Annotated in this window: 9 protein-coding genes; all 9 read left to right on the top strand. The window is 73.3% G+C overall.

Annotation, left to right across the window (positions count from 1 at the left end):
• The first annotated feature begins 51 nt into the window (after positions 1–51).
• The 9 genes from eccD to ACFYW3_RS23435 all read left to right on the top strand — a co-directional run bounded on the left by eccD (position 52) and on the right by ACFYW3_RS23435 (position 21,041).
• Entirely contained in the window at positions 52–1,452 is a 1,401-nt protein-coding gene (eccD, locus tag ACFYW3_RS23395; RefSeq protein WP_389387197.1) for a type VII secretion integral membrane protein EccD, read from the top strand.
• A gap of 20 nt (positions 1,453–1,472) precedes the next feature.
• The gene (eccB, locus tag ACFYW3_RS23400; RefSeq protein ID WP_389387198.1) at positions 1,473–2,948 is read left to right on the top strand and encodes a type VII secretion protein EccB; all 1,476 of its coding nucleotides are present in this window, start codon (positions 1,473–1,475) and stop codon (positions 2,946–2,948) included.
• Between the two features lie 262 nt (positions 2,949–3,210).
• Complete coding sequence (locus ACFYW3_RS23405) at positions 3,211–3,546, top strand: hypothetical protein (protein WP_150521410.1); 336 nt, start codon at positions 3,211–3,213, stop codon at positions 3,544–3,546.
• 99 nt (positions 3,547–3,645) lie between these two features.
• Positions 3,646–3,966 (top strand): WXG100 family type VII secretion target, encoded by a 321-nt coding sequence (locus ACFYW3_RS23410; RefSeq protein WP_351761013.1) that lies wholly within the window; start codon positions 3,646–3,648, stop codon positions 3,964–3,966.
• A gap of 213 nt (positions 3,967–4,179) precedes the next feature.
• Positions 4,180–4,647, top strand: a complete 468-nt coding sequence (locus ACFYW3_RS23415; protein ID WP_351761016.1) for a type VII secretion system-associated protein — start codon at positions 4,180–4,182, stop codon at positions 4,645–4,647.
• A 58-nt stretch (positions 4,648–4,705) separates the two neighbouring features.
• Positions 4,706–8,206, top strand: a complete 3,501-nt coding sequence (locus tag ACFYW3_RS23420; RefSeq protein WP_389387199.1) for an AAWKG family protein — start codon at positions 4,706–4,708, stop codon at positions 8,204–8,206.
• Between the two features lie 73 nt (positions 8,207–8,279).
• Positions 8,280–8,753, top strand: a complete 474-nt coding sequence (locus ACFYW3_RS23425; protein ID WP_351761022.1) for a YbaB/EbfC family nucleoid-associated protein — start codon at positions 8,280–8,282, stop codon at positions 8,751–8,753.
• Positions 8,750–9,118 (top strand): hypothetical protein, encoded by a 369-nt coding sequence (locus ACFYW3_RS23430; RefSeq protein ID WP_351371582.1) that lies wholly within the window; start codon positions 8,750–8,752, stop codon positions 9,116–9,118. Before ACFYW3_RS23425 ends, ACFYW3_RS23430 begins: the two co-directional genes overlap by 4 nt.
• A gap of 64 nt (positions 9,119–9,182) precedes the next feature.
• Positions 9,183–21,041, top strand: coding sequence for a hypothetical protein (locus ACFYW3_RS23435; protein WP_389387200.1), 11,859 nt, complete (start codon positions 9,183–9,185; stop codon positions 21,039–21,041).
• Positions 21,042–21,129: the final 88 nt, after the last annotated feature.

Below are 21,129 nucleotides of genomic sequence, written 5' to 3' on the forward strand. Positions count from 1 at the left end.
TCGGCGCCCGTTGGCCTGCCGATCGAACCCGGAGAGGCGTGAGCCAGACCGATGAGTGACAACCAGGTGGCCGGATTGTGTCGCCTGACCGTACGCGCCCCCGCCCGCACCGTGGACCTCGCCGTCCCCGCCGACGTCCCCGTCGCCGACCTGCTGCCCGCCGTCCTCGGCTACGCCGGGGACGACCTGGCGGAAGCCGGCATCGACCACGGCGGCTGGGTGCTCCAACGCCTGGGTGGCGAGCCGCTGGACGAGGAGCGCACCCTCGACTCCCTCGACCTGCGCGACGGCGAGACCCTCTACCTGCGCCCGCGGACCGAGGCCCTGCCCGAAGTGCACCTCGACGACCTGGTGGACGGCATCGCCACGGCGCTCCAACGGCAACCCCACGGCTGGACCCCCGGCGCCGCCCGCGCGCTGCTGCGCGCCTCGGCGGTCACCGCGCTCCTCGCCGGCCTGGCGGTGCTCGCCCTGCCCGGCGGCTCCGGCGACACCCGCGCCGTCTGCGCCGCCGTGGCGGCGCTGCTGCTCCTCGCCGGAGCCGCCGCGGCAGCCCGCGCCGTCGGTGACGGCGGCGCCGGAGCCGCCCTGGGCCTGATGGCCGGCCCCTACCTCGCGCTCGCCGGGTGGCTCCTGCCCGGCGGGGCCGTCACCGGCCCGCACGGCCAGGAGGGGCTGGCCGCCCGGCTGCTCGCCGCGTCCGTCGCCGGAGCGGGCGGAACGGTCCTGGCGCTGGCCGCGGTCGCCGCGTACGCCGCGCTGTTCCTGGCCCCGGCCGTACTCGCCGGCCTCGGCGCGCTCACCGGCGCCGTGATGCTCGTCGCCGGACTGCGGCTCGGGGAGGCGGTCGCCGTGACGGCCCTCCTCGCCGTCCTCCTCGGCGCGTTCGTGCCCTCGCTCTCCTTCCGCATGGCGGGCCTGCGCATGCCACCGCTCCCCACCAACGCACAGCAGCTCCAGGAGGGCATCGAACCCCACCCGACGGCCACGGTCACCGCGCGCTCGGTGCTCGCCGACGGCTGGATGAGTTCCTTGTACGGGGCGGTCGGACTGGTCTGCGCCGGCTGCCTCACCGTGCTCGCCCGGCACACCGGGCTCGCGGAAGTGTGCACCTCGGCCGTGCTCGCGCTGCTGCTCCTGCTGCACTCCCGCGGACTCGGCAACGTGTGGCAGCGGTTGTCGCTGGTGGTGCCGGGCGTCTGGGGGCCGGTCCTGCTGGTGTGGACGGCCGCCGCCTCCCACACGCCGTCCGGCAGGCTCCTGCTCGTGGTGGCGCTGCTCGCCGGCGCCGCCGTGCTCGCCATCACCTCCTGGACCGTGCCCGGCCGCCGGCTCGTGCCGTACTGGGGCCGCGCGGCGGAGTTGTTCCACTCGGCGGCGGCCATCGCCCTGCTGCCGCTGGTCCTGTGGGTGCTCGGCGTCTACGGGGCCCTTCGGTCCCTCAACGGCTGATCCGGGGGAGGAGCGGCACGATGCAGTCGAAACGCGACCAGGTCCAGGCCCACATGTTCGTCATGGGCCGTCTCACCTCCGCCATGCTCCGCAGCGACCCGGACGCCCCGGAGAGCCCACAGGGACGCACCAACCGCGGCATCGCCATCGGCGTGGTCATCGCCGTACTGCTGTCGGCCGGCGCGTTCGTGTTCGGCCTGTTCAAACCCGGAACCAAGGACTCCTGGCGGCAGCCGGGCACCCTCGTCGTCGCCAAGGAGACCGGCTCGCGCTACCTCTACCTGGACGGCAGGCTCCGGCCCGTGCGCAACTACACCTCCGCGCGACTGCTCGCCGGAGCCGACCTCAAGGTCACCTCGGTCGGGAGCCGCTCCCTCGCCGACACCCCGCGCGGCGCACCCGCCGGCATCCCCGGCGCACCGGACACGCTGCCCGCCGCCGACCGCCTGGACACCACGCCCTGGCAGGTGTGCTCCGGGACCCCGGGCGGCCCCGCCACCACCGTCCTGGCCATCGGCGCGCCCGCCGGCGGTCGTGGACTGGGCGACGACGAGGCGCTGTTGGTGGTCGGGCCCGACCGGGCGGAGTACCTGGTGTGGCGCGGCAGCCGGCTGCGCCTGGGCGACGAGGTCAAGGCCGCGCGGGCGCTGGGTTACGACGCCCGCCCCCGCACACGGGTCTCGGCGGCCTTCCTCAACGCCCTGCCCGAGGGGCCCGACCTGACCCCGCCGGAGGTGACCGGCCGCGGTACGGACGGTCCGCGGCTCGGCGGACGCGGGACCCGCGTCGGCCAGGTCTTCCGGATCACGGTGCCCGGGGCGACCGCCCGCTACTACCTGCTGCGTCAGGACGGCCTGGCCCCGCTCACCGCGACCGGCGCGGCCCTGGTCCTGGGCGATCCGCGGACCCGCCTCACGGCGTACGCGGGCGCCGCCCCGGCCGCCGCCGAGCTGGGAGCCGACGCCCTGGACGGACATGCCGCCCCCCTGCCGGCCGGGGGCGCCGCCACCGATCTGCCCGAGGCGCCGCCCCGGGCGATCGTCCCCGAGACCGGCTCGACGGCGTGTGCCCGGATCGAGTCGGGCGGCGCCGGCAGCCGGGTGAGCGTCGCGCTCTCCCCGCCGGCCGGCCTCGGTCCGGCGGCGCAGCCCGCCCCGGACGGTCTGACCCCGGCCTGTACGCCCGTCGAGCGGATCACGGTCCGGCCGGGCGGCGGCGCCCTGGTGCGCGCGCTGGGCGCCGGCGGCGGCGAACTCGGCTCCACGCTCTACCTGGTGACCGACGGCGGAACGAAGTACCGGGTCGTCGGGACGGACACGCTCACCGCCCTCGGCTACGCGGGCGGTCAGGCCCGGGGGCTGCCCTCGCCACTGCTGGCGATGCTCCCGACCGGACCCGACCTCAGCCCGCGGGCCGCCGCGACCGGTCGAGGGGCCACCACCGCGACGCCCTGCCCGACGGGGGCCGCCGTATCCGATACCGAGAAGCGGCCGTGAGGAACGCGTCGGAGAACCGTCCGCGAGAACCAGACGTCCTGTCCGTGTAGTTGACGCGAAATGCAGGGTCCATGGCCTACGAAGCTGGATTCTTGACATGGCATCACTGAGAATCCAGGGTGCGGCCATGTTGCAGCAGACGACAACTGAGGTTCTTGTCAGCCCGGTTGAATATCTCGTCGGCTGACGAAGGCTGTCCGCGGACGCCGTACCCGGCGTCACTGCGGGACTCGGCGGTGACAACCACCAGGAGGTGCGGCACATGGCAGGCTTCCAGCAGTCACAGGAACAGGCCACCCGGAACGGCATCATGGCACTGGAGCAGGCGTTCACCGGCGTGCAGAACTGCCGACAGGACGTGGAGAACATGAAGTTCAACCTGTCCTCCGGCCTCAAGGGCTCCGACGGCAAGGCGTTCCAGGACCTGCTCAAGCTGTGGGACGACCAGGCGGAGATCATCTCGCGCAACGTACGGGACATGGTCGACACCCTGAACGAGACGCTGCGCACCCAGGGACTCACCCAGGGGTCCAACAACGAGAGCATCACCACCGCCTACAACCAGTCGCAGTCGGTGTTCGACACGCTCAGTGGCTGATCAAGCCAACTTCGCGGACCGGACCGCATCCCGGTGGGCCCGGTACCGCACGGACCGACTCCCCTCCCGTCCCCTCCAGTTGTGAGACGAGGCCCCACGATGAGCGACTTCACCGACGGTCACATCTACGTCGACTACCGGCACATGTCGAACGCGGCGGACGACATGGTCAACCAGACCAAGGCGATCGCCAGTGTTCTGGCCAACCTGGAAGCCGAGCTCCAGGAGCTCAAGCAGACCTGGGAAGGCGAGGACCGTCAGGTCTACAACAGCAAGCAGCAGGCGTGGGACAACGCTGTCGAGGCGATGAAGAACCTTCTGGCGAACCACTCCCGACTGCTGACCGACGTCTCCGACAACTACCAGTACAGCGAGAAGTCCCTCACCCAGATGTGGGGAGACGTGCGCATCGGCCGCTGACCCGGCCCCCGAAACCTTGAAGCCGGCACGGGCCCACCGGTCCGCGGGGCGCGCCGAGAGCGCTCCCCGCGACCCGGAGGCCAAGCCGGCCGAAGGCGCGGCGTGCGGGTCGGCGTACGAGCCGGCATGCGGGTCGGCGTGCGGGTCGGCAGTGCCGGTCGGAGCGTCGGCAGGAGCAAGAGCGGGATTCCGGAGCGGGATCAGGAGCGGGACATGGCGGAGAACACCCCGGTCAACCTGGACAAGGCCTGGCTGGAGAACTTCCTCAACAACGACATCGCGAACTTCATCGCCGAGATCAAGAAGATCATGGGCGACGGCGTGGGCCCGGGCGGTGTGGTTGTGCCGGCGCTGGACGCCCTCCTGTCCAAGGGGGCCCACGGCGACTGGGCGCTGCCCGGTGCCGAACTTCCCCTCACCATCGGGGGAATGACCAAGGACGGCGCCACCAACGGCCAACACATCAAGGAGGCGGTGGAGGAACTCATCGGCTCCGTCACCACCGTCCTGGAGGACCAGAAACTCCTCTTCGACGACATCGACGACAATCTGCGCACCAGTATCGACACCCTCCTCAAGACCCAGGGCGACAATCTGGCCAAGATCGACGGGGACAAGTTCCTCGACATCTTCTCCGACGTCGACGGGTCCCTCGGCGGCCGTGACGAGGACGACGACTAGCAGGAACCGGACCTGCCCCGCCCCGCCTCCCGTCCGCCCGAGTCCCCGGAGCCCGACCGTGCGTGAAGAGAACATCAAGCCGCTGACCTCGGACAACGATGCCTGGCACCAGGCCGTCAAGCTCTTCACCGGCTACGACGCGCCGCTGCGCCACACGCTCTTCGACGAACTCGCCGGCAACGCGGGCATCCCGCAGATGAAGGTGGAGATCAGCAAGCAGGCCCACGTCGACTACGCCGACCCGAACGACTTCAACTGGCGTGTGGAGAACGCGGGCTGGCGGATCGAGAACACCGACTTCGTCATCCCCTTCTACCTCACCGGCGGCGACAACCCGTCCAGCGGCGACCAGGTCTCCATGTACAAGGCCAGGATCACCCTGCTCGGCAACAAGGGAAGCGACGGCCCGCCGGCCGGTGGTGTCGTCGAGGGCGGGGAGTTCAAGAGCCAGTACGACAACCACCTCGGCCTGACGGGCGACGCCGCCGTCTGGACCACCCAGCCCCTCACCCAGTACAGCTATGGGACGGGGCGGGCCCTGGAGGCCCTGCTGAACGACGAGGACGGCACACACGGCTTCCACTGGAACGGCAAGAACGTTCCCAACGACCAGGCGGTCACCCTCACCTCCTTCGACACCGCGGCTTCGGCGTTCGACCGGGCCGCCCAGTTCTTCGTCGACCGCCGTGACGCGGTGGAGGAGTGGGAGCGCCGGATCGGCGTCGAGCAGAACGAGGCCTGGCGCGGCCAGGCGGCCGGGGTCTTCTGGAACCTCGTCCACACCCTCGGCAAGCAGTACGACGGTTACGCCAAGGACATGCGCCCCTCCGGCGCGACGGGCTCCAAGCAGGGCGATGAACTCCGGCAGGCCAAGACGGACTTCCGCAACGCCGTATCCACCCTCCAGCGCAGTTGGGTCCGTTGGGAGTACATGGAGGGCAACCCGCTGCGGTGGCTGCACGACCTGCTCGTGGAGATCACCAACCACGTGTGGGAACGCAACATCAAGATGATCACCTACAAGGTGCATGCCAACCGGTACGGAGCCACCACGACGTACCACGCCACGTCGGGCTTCGACCAGACCGCCACCCGGTTCGGAATGGGTGACAACTTCGGGCAGCTCGACGACCTCACCACCTGGAAGAAGGTGGGGGAGCGGGCCGTCCAGAACTGGCAGGCGTCCGTCATCGAGAGCCTGGAGGTGCCCGCCAACGAGGCGATCCGCCAGGTCCACAACAGCTGGAGCACCAAGAACTTCGACCTCGGATCCGTCCGCACCCGCGGTGGGAGCGACCTCACCAGCTCCTACACCGAGGACAAGAACGAGAAGAAGGAGGCGGACGCCGCGAAGGCCGCGGCGGACGCCGCGCGCAAGCAGGAAGAGTTCATGGCCTGGCAGAAGGAGCAGGCCGCCAAGGCGGAGGCGGAGGCCAAGCGCCGGGAGGAAGAGGCCAAGAAGGAGCAGGAGCGCCGGGAGAAGGAGGCCGACGAGAAGGAGGCCAAGGCCAAGGCGGAACAGGAACGCAAGGAGAAGGAGGCCGAGGAGAAGGAAGCCGCGCTCCGGGCCGAGCAGGAACGCAAGGAAGCCGAAGCGAAGGCGGAGCAGGAACGCAAGGAACAGGAAGCCAAGGCCGAACAGGGGCGCAAGGAGCAGGAGGCGGGCGAGAAGGAGGCCCAGGCCAAGGCGGAGCAGGAACGCAAGGAAGCCGAGGCGGAGGCGAAAGCCGGCGAGAAGGAGGCCGAGGCCGAGCGCAGGCAGGCCGAGGCGGAGGCCAAGGCGGAGCAGAAGGAAGCCGAGCAGGAGCGCAAGCAGGCCGAGGCGGAGGCCAAGGCCGAGGAGAAGCAGCGCGAGCAGGAAGCCAAGCAGGAAGAGGCCCAGCGCAAGCAGGAAGAGGCCCAACAGCGCCAGGAGCAGGTCCAGGCCACCCAGTTCAACCAGGCCCGCACCGACCAGGAACGGGCCCGCAAGGAGCAGGAGCAGAAGGAGGCCCAGGCCGCGGCGAAGGCCGAGGAGAAGGAGCGGGAAGCCGAGGCCAAGCAGGCGGAGGCGGAAGCCGAGGCCGAGCGCAGGCAGGCGGAGGCGCAGGAGAAGGCGGAGCAGAAGGAAGCCGAGCAGGAGCGCAAGCAGGCCGATGCGGAGGCGAAGGCCGAGGAGAAGCAGCGCGAGCAGGAAGCCAAGCAGGAAGAGGCCCAGGCGAAGGCCGAGGCCGCTCAGCGGGAGCGGCAGGAGGAGCAGGGACGACTCCAGACCGAGCAGGAGCTGCGGCAGGAGCAACTCCTCACCGAGCAGGAGAAGCGCGAGGCCGAGCAGCGCGCCGAGGCGCAGGCCCGCCAGAACGAGGCGCAGGCCCGCCAGGAGGCCGCCATCGAACAGGCCCGGGCGGCACACGAGAGCGCCGGCGCCCGGCAACTTCCCGGCCTGGACCGGCCCGGCTCCGTGGACCTGACCGGCGGACAACTGAATCCCGGCGGCCTGCCGGGCGGGCAGTTGAACCCCGGCGACCTGCCGGGCGGGCAGTTGAACCCCGGCGACCTGCCGGGCGGACATCTGAACCCCGGCGACCTGTCCTCGCTGATGCCCGACCCGACCGGTGGCCCCGTTTACTCGGACAACGGCCTCACGATGTCCGACGGCAGCGCGACGACCATCGACGGCCACGGCCGGATCGTCACCCACCACCCCGACGGCAGCACCGTCACCATCGACCCGGACCTCCACACCGCCACCGTGACCCGCCCCGACGGCACCTCCACGACGGGCCCCCTCAACATCGGTGACCGTCTGCCGCACTCCGACGGCAGCGTGTCCCACATCGGCGCCGACGGCCGGATCGTCACTGACTACCCGGACGGCACGACGACCACCATCGACCCCGACACGGGCATCGGCATCACCACCCGACCCGACGGCACCGTGATCAGCGGTCATCTGAACGGCGACGGGGCCCTGCCCGCCGGCCCCGGTTCTCACTCCTCGCTCCCCGGCGTCTCCCGCCCCTCGTCCCACGACGGCTCCCTGGGCTCGTACGAGGAGGAGCTGTACGACCACACCCCGTACCAGCCGTCGTTCGCGGGCAGTGCCTCCGGGCCCGCTCCAGCCCACGGGGCCCTCGGTGACATCGGCACACCGCTCAACACCGGTTCGCTGCCCGGCTCCGGCTCCGGCGCGGGCAGTCCCGCCGGGCCGATGGGCACACCGATGGGCGGGATGGGCGGTCCCATGGGCGGGATGGGCGGCGGCGGGGGCGGCGGCGGGTCGGGCACCTCCGAGCGGGTCCGCAACGTCATCGACGACGGCCGGACGAACGCCGGCCCGCGCGGCGGACGGCCACGTGCGGGAAGCCCGCGGGGCGTGCAGGAGGAGAACGACGTCCGGGTGTCCGCTCCCCGGACCGCCACCACGACCGGCGCCTCTCCGTTCGCGCCTATGGGCGGCGCCGCCCCCGGCGGGCAGCAGACCCAGAGCGGCGACCGCACCCGCGACGCGTGGGTACAGGAGGAAGAGGACGTCTGGGGCACCGACGAGGGAGGCGCGCCCGCCGTGATCGGCCGATGACCCCCGCCGCCGTTCCCCTCACCCGTCAGGCAGCCGATCCGGGCGCCGGCCCGGCCGACCGGAGGTACCACCGGTGACCGAACCGATCGAGCAGCGCATCGCCAAGGCCATGGCGGAACTGGAGTCCGTCAAGGCCGCCGTGGCCCGCGCCGAGGAGCAACTGGCCGACGCCGGCGCGACCGTACGTTCCCGCGACCGCTCCGTGGAGGTCACGGTCGGCTCGCGGGGCGAGCTCACCGGACTCAAGTTCCTTGACGGCAAGTACCGTTCGATGAACCCGGCCCAACTGTCCGCGTCGGTCATGGAAGCCGCCGAACGAGGACGGGCGCAGATGGCCCGCCAGGTCATGGACCTCTTCGATCCCCTCACCGGGCCGAGTGCCGCGATGCCCGAACTGCGCGGCATGACCGTCGACTGGGAGCGCATCTACGGCTCCGCGCTGCTCGACGAGGCCGAAGGCGAGCCGGTCCGCCGTCCGGGGGACCGGCTGCGGGACGAGATCCACGAGGACACGAACGACGGACAGAGAGGAAGGAGCCGGTCATGAGCGGTGTGTACGAGGCGAGCCCGGAGGCGCTCAGGAGGGCCGTCGAGCGCATGCGGCGACTGCCCGAGCTGGCAGAGGGCCTCAGTCGGAGCTTCACCGCGGACGAGCGCAACTACACTCCGTGGCCCGGCTGGACGGACGACTACGCCCTCCAGGTCCGCCCGGTCTACGAACGGAACAACGAGTACTGCCTGGGCACCGGGCGGGTGTTGTACGAAGCCCTCGACGGACTCGTGCAGGCCACGCTGGCGAACCTGGACAACATCGAGCGCACCCGGTCGTACTCCACCGAGCAGATCGCGGAGCATCGGCGCCGCACCCCCGACACGGTCTTCGACGACCCGGGCACCGGCGGGCGCCACTGACCGCGGGCGCCACGGGGTCGACCGGTCCGCGGTGATGGGGGGGCAAGGGTGAACGGAGGCTTGGGTGCAGGAGATCAACTTCCCGGACGACGTCCGCAGGATGCTCTGGATCCTCATCGGCGAAATGCCGTTGGAGGCCCGGGAGAACCTCGCGTACGACAGCCGTGAGCTGTACCTGAGGTTCGGCCGCGGCATCCGGGACCTCCAGGACGAGATCCAGCTCTCCATCTCCGAGGCCGCCACCTCCCTGCCGGACGACGTGGCCGACCCGTACGTCCGGGCGCTGTCACTGCTCACCAACGACGGGGGAGTGAACCACCTCAACGCGATGGTCGACAAGCTGGACGACATCGCCCGGGGCCAGATCGACCACTCGATGAGCATCCAGCAGGCCAAATGGGAGATCATCGCCGAGATCATCGCCCTTCTCGTCGAACTCGCCGTGCTGGCCGCGCTGGCCGTGATCACCGGTGGCACGTCCGTCTCCCAGATGATGCTGGCGAGAGCGCGGAGCCGGCTGGCCGTCCTGCTCATCGTGGACCGGCTGCTGCGCATGACCCACCTCGCGCCCACCCTCACCAGCGCCATCGAGGAGGCGCTCCAGGTCCTCGCCGTCCGACTCGCACAGATCGCCCTGAACCCGCGCGACCGCAGGCCCCACGGGATCGACTGGGAGGACGTGGGGAAGGGAGCCGCGTTCGGCGCGCTCGCCGGCGGGTTCGCCGGAGTCCTCGGCGGCGCGTTCGACCACGCCGGGAAGTGGTTCAAGAACACCTTCGACTCCTTCGACGACTTCGCGAAGAAGAACCCCTTCACGACCAGACTCCTCGACGGCGTCAACGACCTCGCCGAGGCGTTCCTCGTCGGCGCGATCAGCGAATCCGCGGCCGAGGTCCTGGTCAAGGGAGCGTTCGAGGGCGTCTGGGAGTTCACATGGGAGACGTTCGTCGGCTCCGGCACCAGCTCGATGTTCGAGGTGATGGCCGACGGAGCGCTCGGCGGCGGCGGTCTGTGGCTGCACAAGTGGCTGACCGACTCCCGCGACTTCACCGACCTCAACGACATCGACTTCTCCGGCGGTCCGGACGGCCGCGGTCCCGGCGGCCTCGACGGCCCGCCGCGTTCCGCCCCCGCCCCCGTTCCCGCTCCCACGCCGAGCCCGACCCCGATTCCCGCGCCCGTGCCGCACGCGCCGCCGACCGCGACGGTGGGCGACGACACCCCGTTCGGTGACCGGCCGTCCACCGCGCCCACCCCGCCACCGCCGACCCCGCGGTCCCCGGTCCCGATGGCGCCGACGGCACTTCTCGCCACCAACCCGCCCACAGCGCCCGGCGGCACGGGTTCCGACGGGCTCACCGGCCCGGAGGCACGAGCCTCCGCCCCCGACCCACTGCCGCACGTCGCCGCCCCGAACCCCGCACCCCCGCAGGCGATCGGGCGGACGCCCGGTCCGATCGGAATGGGCACCTCGCCGCCCGAGGTCCTCGCCGGCACGCCCGCCGCTTCCGACGCTCCTCTCGTCCGCGACAGCGGCCCGGACCGCACCGTGCCCTCCGGGCCCGCGGCCGGCAGTACCGTGCCCCCTCCGGCCACGGCCGCCCCGGGGACCGGCGGCCGCCCGCTCCCGGTCGCCACCGGAGCGGGCGGCGCGCCCGAGGACGCGACGCGGACCGTCTTCGAGGACGTGAACGGGGACACGGACCCGGACGTTCACGCGGCCACGGGAGCGGACGCGAACGCGGCCACCGGTACGGGCTCGGACAAAGGCGCCGGCACGGGTACGGGTGCGGACACGAGTACGGGTACCGGTACGGGCAAGGGCGCCGGCACGGGTACGGACACGAGTACGGGTACCGGTACGGGCAAGGGCGCCGGCACGGGTACGGACACGAGTACGAGTACCGGTACGGGCAAGGGCGCCGGTACGGGCACGGGGGCGCGGTCCGGCGGGCAGGTGCGACCCGGTGACACCGAGGCCGGCGGCCCACCGGAGGCCACGGGCGGCGAGGGTGCAACGCGCTCCGCCCCGCCCCCGGAGAGCGCCGCGCCCCGCCCGACGACCCCCGGCGGTGCCCCCGATCCGCTGAGCCGGGTCCGCGGGTCCTCCCCGGAGACGTCCACCGCGCCCGACGACGAGCCCCCGGCCCGGGAGAGCGCCGGGCCCCTGGTCAGCGCCGTGGACACCCTCACGTCGGCCGCCCCGCACGGCGGACCCGCCCCGCGGACCGGGAACCCGGTCTGGGAGGCCGCGCGGGCCGCCGTACCGCCCGTCACCCGCGAACACATGTGGACCGACGACGTGCCCGTCCCCGCCGATCCGTCGCGGCCCGGCGAGAGCATCCCGCGCACCGTCCGGTCGGCGTTCGACGTCCGCCGGATCGAGCACGTCGGCGAGTGGGTCACCGACCTCACCGTCCGGGTCGCGACCGGGCCCGACGGCATGCCCGAGGACGCCTGGCAGCGCCTCCGTGCGGGCGTCGAGGAGTACTTCAACGCGCCGGGCCACCGGCTGCCGGGCGGCGACCTGCTCCAGGTGACCGTCGAGCGGGCGACCGGCGCCTCACACCCGGAAGGCGTCACCGGCGCCCCGGCGGAACGCGACGGGGAGACGAACCGCACCCCGTGGTGGACCGGCGCCGACCCGGCCGCCCACGCCGTACGGATCGCCCGACAACTCGGCCTGCACGGCGACATCCCCGCCGGCCCGGCCGGGGATCCCGCCCGGTCCCTCCCGTCGGGGCCGCCCCGCGAAGGGCTGCGCGGCCGTGACCTGAGCCTGCTCGCCTCCCTCATCGACGCCCCCACCGTCCCTACCGCCTTCCCGGACGCTGACGCGGACGCGAACACCGGCCCCGCACCGGCCGCCCCGGCGCCGGTGCGTACCGTCGGCGGCCCACCCGCCGCCGCGACGCACACCCCCTCGCTCCCGGCTCCCGACACGACGAGCGGGCCCCCGGCACCGGCTCCGGCGCCACCGGCGCCCGCGCCGCTCCCGACCGGGACGGGTCCCACCGGTACGCCCCGCCCCGCCACCGTGCCCGCCGTCGTGCCCGCTTCCGCAGAGCGGGGCGGGGACGGTGAGGGCCCGCCGTCCACCGGGGAGGAAGCGGCGGGGGTGGAACCCGTACGGCTCGGGCAGTGGAGCCGGCGGCGTCCGTCCGCTCCGGCGTCCTCCCTGCACCTGGACTGGTTCGATCCCGCGAGCGACCCGCTCGACGGGAGGCGCGCGCCGGGCACGCTGCACGGCCTCACCACGCTGGTCCGTGCCCGTGTCCGGCGCGTCCAGGCCGACGACGGGCGCTGGGTGCGCGACGTCTCCCTGCACCTGCCGGTCCGGTTCGGGCCCGGCTTCGACCCCGCCGGGCTGCCCGCCTTCCAGGAGCGGATGCGCGCGCTCCTCGCCGTGCACGTCAACCAGGGCCTGCGGCTGCCGGGTTCGGGCGATCAACTGCACGTGGACCTGGTGCTGACCCACGCCCCGGAGCACGCCGAGGCCGTGGAGCTCAGCCGCGCCGACGACCCGGCCCGCAGCGACCAGTTGCACATCCGGCTCGGCGCGGGGCCCGGGCGCGACGACGCCGTGGCACTGCACGAGATCCTGCACTACACGGGGATGCGCGACCGGGGACGCGACCCCGAGTCGTTGTTCCGCCGGCTCCTCGCCGCCGATCCCACCGGAGTGATGGCCGACACCGGTGGGCTCCCCACGACGGGAGCCGTCACCGAAGCCGACCTGCGCACGCTGGAGTCGGCCCTCGACTCCGGCCCCGCGGTGCGCGACCATCCGCTCACCGCGGGCACCCCCGAGGTCGGGGCCACCACCCCGGACGCCGGATCGCCGGACGTCGACCCGCTGCCCCCGGACGAGCACGACGACCGCTGGGATTCCGCCCGGGCCCCGCGCGACTGGAGCGCGCCCCTCTCCACGTACGCCACCACCTACGGCACCGGGTACGACGGGACCGTCGGCCTCGTCCACGTCGAACCGCTGTCCGACGCCGTGGTGGAGGGGCTGCACCGCCAGATCCTGACCCGCCTGGGCATTCCCGCCGGCGCCGCCCACGACCATCCGGTACGGGTCCAGCTACGGGAGCGCGCCAACGCTGTCGAGTTGGCGCGGCAGTTGCCGTACCTGCGCAGCACCGGCAGGCGGATCACCGTCACGCACGAGGGCCGGGAGCGCACCGTGGACGTCCGGCTCGGCTTACGGGACCCCGCCCGGTCCCGACGGTACGGCGAGCACGGCGTCGAGGACCCCGAGGGCCGTGTGGAGCGTCGCGGCCAGGGCAGTTCCGAGTCCTCGGTGGCCCAGAACACGGGGAACGTCCGCACGGTGCCGGTGACCTGGTCCGGTTCGTTCACCGTCGGGCGGGCGGGACCGGTCAGCCGGGTGGACGCGGGGCTGGCGGTCACGCTGACCCACAACCAGTTCTCCACGAGCAGCACCGTCACCTCCGCGGTCCAGACGATGACGGCGCAGCGCAGCAACGAGCTGTCCCAGCCCGTGGAGTTCGTCTCGGAGTGGCAGCTCCGGGTCGACCGTCCGGCGGCCGCCGGACCGGGGAGCGGGAACGCCGACTGGGGGGACGGCGAGCGGCACGGCCCGGTCACCGTCTGGTTCCCCCAGCACCTGGCCGTGGAACCGAACGGACCGATGCCGGCGCCCGCCGCCCTCGACGACCTGCCGGTGTGGGGCGTGGACACCGTCACACAACCCGCCCGACTGCTCTCCGAGGTCCGCCACGCCTTCCGCGACGACCTGTCGAACCTGTCGGAAGCCTCTGCGGAGGAACTGGAGGCGTTCCTGTCCGAGCCGGTGCTGCGCGGCACCCTTCCCCTCCAGCGGGGCGGCGGCCTGTACTCGCCGATCCTGCTGAACGACCGGGGCAAGGCGATCGGCGTCTTCAAGCTGACCGCCGTGGTCGAACCCGATCCGGCCCCCACCCACCGCTCGATCGACGGCAAGATCAACCTTGAGGCACATGTCTCCGAGATCCTGAAGGTGGACAGCTCCGCCAAGTACACCAGCGGTGTCGCGGTCGACGGCAGCGTCGCCCCCGTCTTCACGTCCGACACGGAGCGGGGCCACCCCGGGGCCTCCGCGCGCGCCCAGGGCACCATCGCCTTCAAGGGCGGCGGGAAGTGGCAGACCAACTCCTCGCTCTCGGCCGGCGGTTCCGCCACCCTCGCGCACGCCGTACGCACCAACCGCAGCCATCTGCTCACCCCGGCGCGGGTCACCTACCGGGTCACCCTCGTGCGCGCTCGCGGCGGAAGCACCACGCACCGGGCCGGCCCCTGGGACGGGGGCCTGCGCATGCGCATGCTCACCGCGGCCGACGCGCAGGGCCAGGAACACCCCGTCGGCAAGGGGACCCGGCAGCTCCCCGACGACCTGGAGAACCTCGCGACGATCGGCCTGTCCGCCGCCCCGCTGGCCGTCACCGGCGCCGAGCCCATGTTCCGACGGGCCGAGGCATGGCTGCGGGAGGAGGGATTCCTGCCGCCCTCCCAACGCCCCTCCGCCCCCTACGTGGAGGACGAGGAGCGGGCGCAGGCCCAGCTCGCCAACCTGCGCCGCTTCGAACAGGCCCGCTCCGACGTGGGCCTGCGTGCCTCGGCCGACGCCCTCCTCGACGGCGGCCGACCGTTCTGGATGGAGCTGCCGTCGCGTACCGGCGGCACCCGGCGCGTCCAACTGCGACTGAGCGCCACCCGCGACCCGGCCGCCCGGACCCGCCACCGGCGCACCCTGCCGGGCATCCAGGTCATGGGCATCTCCTCGGTCGGCGTCCCCGGCAACGAGTCCAGGGGGCGCGCCCACGGCTGGCAGGTCGGCATCGGCGGCGGCCCGTCCGGCCCGGTCGGCGATCCCGACGAGGCGCCGTGGACGCTCGCCGGCGCCGGCGACTACACGTACGGCCGGCAGGGCGCCGACACCCTCGCGGCGGGCTCCGGGAACAGTCAGGACCAGTTCTTCATCGGCAGCGGGCAGGACGCCGAGGTCTTCGAGGTGCCCGCGCTGCTGGCGCTCGACCTGTACGAGGACGACACCCGGCCGAAGAAACGCTTCGCCGACCCCGGTGGCCCGCCCCGTACGCGCCCGCGTCCGCCCGACGAGGAAAGGCCGCCCGTCCACACCGTCCCGGGCCGGCTCACCCTCGCCGTCCCGCACCACCGCACCCAGCCGGCCGGCGCCGCCCGCCAGGCGCCCGCAGGCCCCCGGATACGTGCCGTCAACGCGGCGGACCGGACTCGCCTGGCCCTGACGGACCCGACCGGAAACCCCGTACCGAACGTCGTCCGCCTGCCCGACGACGCGATCATGGACAGCCTCCAGGGATCGGCCGCCCTCGTCGACGCCTTCGACCGGATCGTGACCGGAACCCACCCGGGCAACCCCCCGAAGGGCGCCCTCCACAAGGCGTGGGACGCCACCACCGGCTTCCTGACGGATCTGGCGAACAAGGCGGGCGGCCTCGCCGACAACCTCGACGGGGCCGACCCCACCGACGAGAGCACGCCGTTCAGGGAGGCGTTGCGCGCCGGGCTCGGCACCTCCAACCTGATCGCCCGCTCCCACCAGATCTTCAAGGGCGGCTACGTCATCGAGGGTCTGACCCTGCCCGGCCTCGGCGCCGACCACGAGTTCTCCGTGGAACTCCAGGGCTACCTGCACGACCCGGAGAACCCGAACAGCGCGACCCAGTACCTGGAGACGGACGTCGGCGCCACCGACACCATCGCGCACCAGACCACCACCAGCGCCACCCATCAGGTCGCCGGAGCCTTCACCGCCGCGCAGCGGCCCGCTCCGGCTCCCCACGCCGCCGAGAGCGGCGCGGGGAAGTCGGCCCGCGCGACGAAGGGCGACGGGCCGGCGCCGGAACCGACCACGCTGTTCAACCCCTCGGGCCGCCAGGCCCTCACCCGCCGCACCGACAACAGCAAGACCGTCACCTCCTCCACCGGGGTGACGCGCACACCCACGGAAAGCGGCACGCAGCACCGCATCCGCACGGGCGCGACCATCCTCCTCACCGTGCGCCACGGCCGGCGCAACCTGGTCGGCAACACCCTGGGAGCCACCGGTGCCGATCCCGTCACCATCGCCGTCGAGATCCCGCGCGGCGCCCAGTTCCTCATGAGCGACACCCAACTCAGCCGGGACACCGAGTGGTTCGGGAGCGTCCCCTCGCTGACTCCGACCCCCCGTCCGGCCGCCGACCTGCCCCTGCCGGATCGTTTCGCCCGTACCGGGGAGCCCGGACTCGCCGGCATCCTCTCGGTCCGGCAGTTCGCACCCGCGGCACACACGCCCGCGACGGCGGCGAACGCGACCGCCGCGAGTACGTCCGCCCAGAACGCGCCGGTCCAGAACGCACCGGTCCAGAACGCCCCCGCGCCGAACATGAACGCCCTGAGCACGAACGCCCCGAGCACGAACGCGAAGAACACGAACGCGCCGAACACGAGCGCCCCGAGCACGAACGCCGCCCCGAACACGAGCGCCCCGCCGCTGCCCGTTCCGCCCGCGACCGGCCCCGTGGAGCGGCGCGACGCGCTGCGGACCGAACTGACCCGGCTGGTCGAGCAGGAGGCGCCCGGCTCCACCAGCCCCGGCCACTCCGCGTACCTGTCCGGGGTGCGGACCCGGATCGCCGACCTGACCACCTCCACCGCCCTGCGCGCCCTGCCCGCCCGCGGCCCCGGCCACGCCCAGCGGTTCCACTTCCTGCACGTCGCCAAGGGAGGCGCCCGGCTCGTCGAGGTGTCGCTCCAGGCCAGGCCCCGGCAGGACACCGCCGGACTGCGCACCGTGCGCGGTCGGCGTGCCGGGGCGGGCGCCGGTCAGGAGCAGGTGCACGTCCACGCCCCGTCGAACACCTCCGTCGGCACCACCACGACCCGCCAGAGCGCCACCACCTTCACCCCCAACGCCCGCTACCCGCGCCCGGCCGAGGACACCCGCACCGACCGCACCGGTCCGGCCGTGACATACACCACCAGCAGTTCCGACACGGCCAGGACCTCCTCGACGGACGAGGACCGCTACTGGATGCGCACGGACAACGCGGCGGACTTCGAAGTGGAGTACGAGTACACGGCCGCCGTCCGCTCCGAACTGGTCACCGAATGGCCGCTCAACATCCCCGGCGGGATCGTCGAGGCCGGCGTGATCGGCTGGTTCGACGAGAACACCGGCTGGATCGAGTGGGCCCGGCGCACCCTGTTCGGTCGGCCCGAACGCACCGCCACCGTGCCCGCCCTGGTCACCCTGCGCTTCACCGGCAGCGAGGCCGTCGACCCGCCGGCGCCCGCGAACCCGATGGCCCCGGCCGTGTCGGCCGCCGACCCGAGGACCGCCACCGCGCCGGCGCCCACGGCCGGCCGCCGTATCGGCGACGGGCAGCGCGTCGTGCCGAGCGGCCCGGCCCCGGTGCTCCACTTCAACGCCTATCGGGAACTCTCCCGGGCCCTCACCGAGGTCGCTCCGGCCCTCGCTCCGGGCCTCGCCTCGACTTCCCTCTCCGAGTCCGCCGAGGCGGCGGCCGTACGCGTCGGGGAGCTGATCCAGGCCGAGAACGTCACCGTGGACCTGCCCCGCGGCGCCGGCGTCACCTTCTCCATGCCCGGCGCGTATCCGGCGGAGCAGGACGCGGACGCAACGCCGGGCCTGCGGATCGAGCTGCGCAACCCCCGGCGGGTCACCGATGCCGGAGACGTCACCCTGGACCGGCTGCGGCTGCCCGGTCTGACCGCGTCGACGGCCCTCACGGTCGGGGGCGCCTCCAACACCGTCCTGCAGACCGCCCACACCGCCGACTCGCTCGATCCCGGCCACCTGTTCGGCGTGGGCCTTCCCGTGCTGGGCCGGCAGCCCCCGACCCAGGGACCCGGCTCCGCCGTCACCGCGAGCCGCCGCGAGTGGTTCAAGCTGGGAGGCACCGCCCTGCCGGCCGACGGCGGACGAGGCACCCGCAGTTACGAGACCATGGTCGACGTCCTGATCACCGTCAACGGGCCGGGTGGCACCCGGTACGTCACCGGAAGCGCCGAGATGCGCCTGACCGAACGCGACGTGCTCGGCCACGGCATCACCGACGCCCGTACCGACCCCCAGGTCTACGACCTCCGGTCGATGCTCGCCGGGCAGCCCGCGGCCGATCTCCGCGACTGGACCAGGCACCCCGTCGGCGACCTGCCCGCCGCGCTGGCCGGCGTACTCGACCTGAACGAGGACGCCGCGCAGATCTGGCTCGCCCCCGGCCCCGACCCGGACGGCTCGCTCCTCGCGCGCGCCCTCTACGCGGCCTCCCGCACCGCCGTACTGGCCGCCCGGCCGGTGGAACTCGTCCTGCGGACGGACGACGGGCTCCAGCACTGGGTGTTCGCCGAGGACGGCTCCCTGGCGAGCACCGACGCGGCCACCGTCACCGCCTGGAACTCCCTGGCCGACAGCATCACCGAGCACAGCGACGCCCTGCGCGGTCAGGCCGCGGCCCGACGCCGGGAGAGCGGCCAACGCGCCCCGCGGGCCGCCGCCCTCACCGCCCTGGACGCAGCCGTGAAGGCACTCACCACCGAGGAGGCCGGCCACCGGCGAGCCGTCGGGGAACTGCGGGACGCGGTCAAGGCCCACACCAGGGCCCGGACCGCCCTGACCGACGGGAAGAACACCGAAGTCCGCCTGAACGGCCGGATACGGAGGACGGAGAAGGACATCGCCGCCGTGGAACGGCGGATCGCCGCCACCGAGCGCGACGAGCGGGCCCGGTCGGTCGAAGCCCGGACCGCCGCCGCCGAACTGCGGCACATGGCACGCCAGACGAAGGCCCCCCGCCCACCGCTCAGCGTCGCGGCCGTACAGGCCCGTGAACAGCGCGCGCGGACCGAACTGACCCGGATCCAAGGGCAGCAGGCCCGGCTGCGCACCCGGCTGGGCCGGCTCGGGACCGATCTGGCGACCGCCCGTACCGACGCGCAGGCCGCCGGCCGGCGCCTGCCCGGTCTCACGGCGGCCGTGACGACCGCCCGGGCCGCCGAGGGCGACCGGCGCACCGATCTCGGGGCCGCCGGCGACCGTCGGAACACGGCCGAAGGGTTGCGCGACCTGCGGCGGAAGACCCTCGACGCCGTCGACTTGGCCATCGCCACCGCGCGGAAGGAGCAGATCCGTCAGGCCGGCATCCAGACCACCGCGGCTCGGCGCCTGCCCCGCCTCGCCCGTACGCTCGGCGCCGCCCGCCGCACCGCCGGCGAGGGCCTGGTAGACGTCCCGCTGTCCTCCGTGACGTCGATCCCCGCCCGCGGCCCGCACACCGCCCTGGCGACCCGTTCCACGGCCACCCCCGCGACGCGGACCGCCACGGCGGCCTCCTCGAAGAAGCCCCAGGGGAAGACCGGGGTGAAGCCCCCGCCGCCGTCCACGCCCAAGGGAACGGTGGGCGGAACACAGACCCTGCCGGGAACGGGAACGGGAACGGGAACGGGAACGGGAACGGGCACGGGTACCGGAACGGGAACGGTCGGCGGCACCGGCACCGGCACCGGCACCGGCACGGGCACGGGCACGGGTGTCGGCACCGGGCCGGCCACCCCGGACGCGCAGGGGCAGTCCTCGCGCCGCCCTCCCGCCGGCCGTGCGCTCCGTACCGTCGCGAACGGCGAGTGCCTGCTGTACGCGTTCCTCGCCAGTGCGCCCCGACTGGTGCGCGACCGGCTGCCCGGTCTGGCCTCCAATGACCCGGCGGTCTTCGCCTGGCTCTCGAACACCGCCGGAGTCCGCGCCGACCTGCACGCCCAGGCCACCGCACTGTCGTACACCGGCACGCTGCCCACGCACCACCCGTCGCAGGCAGCCGTGGCCGCCCTGCGCGCCACCATCGCGCACCGCGTTCAACAATCGGTCGGCGGAACGCCGTTGCCCGACCAGGTCGTCCTCCAACTGCGCGCGTCCATCGCCGACGAGTTCGCACGTCACCTGAATGACCCGGGCACCAGCCGGGCCGACCTGCGGGCGCTCGCCGTGCGGCACGGCGTCGGCACCGCCGCCCGCCTGACCGACGCCGAACTGCGGGACGAACTGGAGATCGCCTACCAGATGAGCACCGCGCCGCTCGACGCCACCGAACTCCAAGGGCTGTTGAACGCGGTGCGGACCTGGGAGAACAGTTGGGCCTCCGATCACGGGGACGCGTTCCTGATGCTGACGGCACATGTCCTCGGTGTCGCCGTTGACGTCGCCCAGCCCGAGTGGGACGGCGGCCCGTCCAGTGTCTTCGACCGCTACGGACCTCAGGGCGCCCCCGTGGTCGAGGTCCACTACTCACCCGCCCGCCGCCACTACTGGGGCAGCGACGCGATCCCCGCCACCGCGCCCGGCACCACACCGGCCCCCGGCACCACACCGGCGCCCACCACCGCGCCCACCACCGCCCCCGGCACCACACCGGCCCCCACGCTGAACCCCGTACCCGTCCCGGCTCGCGGCGCCGACGACGCGCTGAACGCCCGCGCCCGGTCGGCGGGGATCGAAGCCCTCGACATCGACGCGGCGCTGCTGTCGGCGTTGGGGTCCGCGGAGGTCACCCGGCTGCTGGACCGGGGCCGGCCGGTCCCGTTGCCGGAGCTCACCGGCGCGGGCGTGGCGCTCACCGCGGGGCAGACCGCACAAGCCGTGCTGCTCGGAGGCTCGTTGACGGTGGAGGAGCTCGGCTTGACGCCGCTTCAACACCTGCGGTGGCTGTTGAGCGGCCCTGCGGGGGAGCCGCCTGCGGCGGCGGTGTGGGAGGCCGTCGCGCGGGCCCTGGGGATCCCGGGCACGGCTGCCCCGGCCGGCGGCGCCCCCGGCACCGACGGAGGCACGTCCGTGAACTTCGACGACCCGGCGTACGTGGTCACAGGAGACGCGTCATGACGAACCCGCACCCCCGCCCCGTGGCATCGATGACGGTCGGATCCTTCACTTTGCCGTCAACTGCCGTACGCACGAGTAGCGTTGACTC

Origin of the sequence: Streptomyces sp. NPDC002602, assembly GCF_042889445.1 — a bacterium.
In the GTDB taxonomy this organism is placed as follows: Bacteria; Actinomycetota; Actinomycetes; order Streptomycetales; family Streptomycetaceae; genus Streptomyces.